Below are 3,600 nucleotides of genomic sequence, written 5' to 3' on the forward strand. Positions count from 1 at the left end.
GGGCCCGCGCGTGGTGCGCTCGCGGCGGCTGGATGAGGGGCGCAACGGTTCGACCCTGCAGGGCTTCATCGCCAGCCATGACGGTTATATCCAGCGCTTCGGCCTGTTCCACGAACGCCAGCTCGTCCTTTCGGGTGGCGGCCAGGTGCTGGAGGGCATCGATCGCTTCCATGCCGCCGGCAACGGTCTGCCGCGCAGCGGGCATGTCGCAATCCGTTTCCATGTGCATCCAAGGCCGCGATGGCGAAGGCTGGATCTTCCGTTGCGGCGAGGTGCTGCCGGAAATCGAGGACTCCATCTTCTTTGCGGGACTGGCCGGCCCGGCACGCACCAAGCAGATCGTGCTGCATTACGATGCCGCCGAACACCCGACACTGGCCTGGCGTTTCACAAGAATCACGAGCTGACGCCCTTCGGCGCTTGCATTTGACCGCGCCCATGGCCTAGGTCCGGGCTTCCCCAGCGAAGCCCGAGATCTCCTGCCATGGCCGTCCCCTCCAAGAACATTCCGGCACCTGACCGCGTTTTTATCAAGCGCGCGCTTTTGTCCGTGTCCGACAAGGCCGGCGTGGTGGAGTTTGCCCGCGCGCTGAACAAGGCCGGCGTGACGCTCCTTTCGACCGGCGGCACCTCCAAGGCGATCGCCGAAGCCGGTCTGCCGGTGACCGATGTGTCCGATGTCACGGGCTTTCCCGAGATCATGGACGGCCGGGTGAAGACGCTGCATCCGAGCGTCCATGGCGCGCTCTTGTCGATCCGCGATGACGCCGAGCACAAAGCGGCCATGGCCGAACATGGTATCGAGCCGATCGATCTCCTCGTGGTGAACCTTTATCCGTTCGAAAGCGTGCGTGCGTCGGGCGCGAACTACGCTTCGATCGTGGAAAATATCGACATCGGCGGACCGGCCATGCTGCGCGCGGCTGCCAAAAACCATGCTTATGTCAGCGTGGTCGTAGATCCCAGCGACTACCAAATCGTGCTGGACGAGATGAAGGCGGGCGAGGGCAGTGTAGGCCTTCAATTCCGCCAGCGGCTCGCGGCCAAGGCCTATTCGCGCACGGCCGCTTACGATGCTGGCATTGCCTCGTGGTTTGCCGGTGCGGTTGAAGGCGTTTCAACCACCTATAACAGCCTTGGCGGTACGGTGGCAGGCGAGTTGCGCTATGGCGAGAACCCGCACCAGAGGGCGGGCTTCTACAAGACCGGCGAAAACCGTCCGGGCGTTGCCACCGCGCGGCAGTTGCAGGGCAAGGTCCTGTCCTACAACAACATCAACGACACTGATGCGGCTTTCGAACTGGTCGGCGAGTTCGACCCGGCCAAGAGTGCGGCGGTCGCCATCATCAAGCACGCCAACCCGTGCGGTGTCGCGACCGGCGCTACGCTGGTGGATGCCTATAAAAAGGCGCTGGCCTGCGATCCCGTTTCGGCCTTTGGCGGCATCGTGGCGCTGAACGGCACGATCGATGCCGCCGTTGCAGAAGAGATCGTCAAGGTCTTCACCGAAGTGATCATCGCGCCGGATGCCACGGATGAAGCCATCGCCATCATCGCCGCGAAGAAGAACCTGCGCTTGCTTGTCACCGGCGGTCTGCCGGACCCGCGTGCTCCGGGCATGGCCGTGAAGACGGTTGCCGGCGGCTTCCTTGCCCAGTCGCGCGACAACGGCGTGGTGGATGATCTCGATCTAAAGACCGTTACCAAGCGCGCGCCGAGCGACCAGGAACTGGCTGACCTGCGCTTCGCCTTCCGCGTCGCCAAACATGTGAAGTCGAACGCCATCGTTTACGTCAAGGATGGCGCGACGGTTGGCATTGGCGCTGGCCAGATGAGCCGCGTGGATTCTTCGCGCATCGCGGCCTCCAAGGCGCAGGATGCGGCAAAGGCTGCTGGTCTGGATGTGTCGCTGGCAAAGGGCGCGGTTGTGGCGTCCGACGCCTTCTTCCCCTTTGCCGACGGATTGCTGGCTGCCGTGGAAGCGGGTGCGACGGCCGTGATCCAGCCGGGCGGCTCCATGCGCGACGACGAGGTAATTGCCGCCGCCGACGAGCATGGCCTGGCTATGGTGTTTACCGGCATGCGCCACTTCCGCCATTGATCGCTGAGGCTAATCCGTTCGCCTGCGTTGTTGCGAAAGCCTCGAAAGCCGAAAGGCTTCCATCGGTTTCGCGCCTAGCAGGCAAACGGATTATCTCACAGCGATAGGATAGCGTTCACCGCCTCAATTCGTCCTGCCTCTCGCGCTTTCGCGGCGTTTGCGCTACACGACGGCGCTTAAGAGGCAGACGACACGATGAAATTTCTCGACCAGGCAAAAGTTCACATTCGATCCGGTGACGGCGGAGCCGGCGCGGTTTCGTTTCGTCGTGAGAAATTCATCGAGTTCGGCGGCCCGGATGGCGGCGATGGTGGACGCGGTGGCGATGTCTGGGCTGTCGCGGTCGAAGGCCTCAATACGCTGATCGATTACCGTTATCAGCAGCATTTCCGGGCGCAGATCGGCGTTCACGGCATGGGCCGCAACCTTGCAGGCGGCAAGGGGTCGGACGTCATCCTCAAGGTTCCGGCCGGCACGCAGATCTTCGAGGACGACAACGAGACGCTAATCGCCGACCTTACCGAGATCGGCCAGAAGGTGCTGCTCGCCAAGGGTGGCAATGGCGGCTTCGGCAATGCGCATTTCAAAAGCTCGACCAACCAGGCTCCGCGCCGCGCCAATCCCGGTATCGAAGGCCAGGAACGTGATATCTGGCTCAGGCTGAAACTGATTGCCGATGCCGGCATCGTCGGCCTGCCCAATGCCGGCAAGTCCACCTTCTTGGCAGCCGTGACGGCAGCCAAGCCGAAGATCGCCGATTACCCCTTTACCACCCTGCATCCCGGCCTCGGCGTGGCGCGCATCGACGCGCGTGAATTCGTGATCGCCGACATTCCCGGTCTGATCGAAGGCGCGCATGAGGGCGTTGGCATCGGCGACCGTTTCCTCGGCCATGTCGAGCGCACGCGCGTGCTGCTGCACCTGGTTTCCGCGCAGGAAGAGGATGTCGCTTACACCTATGAAACCGTGCGCAACGAGCTCGAAGCCTATGGCGGCGGTCTGGATGAAAAGCAGGAAGTGCTGGCGCTGAGCCAGGCCGACACGATCGATGCGGAGACCCGCAAGGAGAAGATCAAGGCGCTGAAGAAGGCATCGGGCAAGACGCCGCTGGTGCTCTCGGCTGCCACGAATGAGGGCACGGAAACGGTGCTTCGGGCGCTGATGGAAGTCGTACAGGCCGCGCGCAAGCAGGAAGAGCCGGAGGTCGAGGATCCCCGCTGGCAGAAGGGCGAGTCCTGATGCAGCGCGGGCTGGGCTCTTACCGCCGTATCACCGTCAAGATCGGCTCGGCCTTGCTGGTGGATCGCGAAAGCGGTTTGAAGCGCCAGTGGCTCGCCTCGTTGGCGCGCGACATCGGCACCCTGCGGCAGGCCGGCGCGGATGTGCTTGTCGTGTCGTCCGGCGCGATCGCGCTTGGCCGTACCATCCTGGGACTTGGGCGCGGGCCGTTGAAGCTCGAAGAAAGCCAGGCGGCCGCGGCTGTCGGCCAGATCGCGCTG

At 63.5% G+C, this 3,600-nt stretch carries 2 protein-coding genes and 2 pseudogenes; all 4 read left to right on the top strand.

Annotated elements, in window-relative coordinates; genetic code table 11:
* Window positions 1–13: 13 nt before the first annotated feature.
* Window positions 14–407: pseudogene (locus RTX98_RS20830) on the top strand (heparinase II/III domain-containing protein).
* Between the two features lie 77 nt (window positions 408–484).
* A complete protein-coding gene (gene purH / locus RTX98_RS20460; protein ID WP_312798726.1) occupies window positions 485–2,101 on the top strand; it encodes a bifunctional phosphoribosylaminoimidazolecarboxamide formyltransferase/IMP cyclohydrolase in 1,617 nt (538 codons plus the stop codon).
* Between the two features lie 195 nt (window positions 2,102–2,296).
* Entirely contained in the window at window positions 2,297–3,340 is a 1,044-nt protein-coding gene (obgE, locus tag RTX98_RS20465; RefSeq protein WP_312798727.1) for a GTPase ObgE, read from the top strand.
* Window positions 3,340–3,600, top strand: a pseudogene (locus RTX98_RS20470) (glutamate 5-kinase); the annotation flags it as partial. The gene obgE and the pseudogene RTX98_RS20470, both read left to right, overlap by 1 nt.

This window comes from Tianweitania sp., assembly GCF_032053605.1.
Lineage (GTDB): Bacteria > Pseudomonadota > Alphaproteobacteria > Rhizobiales > Rhizobiaceae > Tianweitania.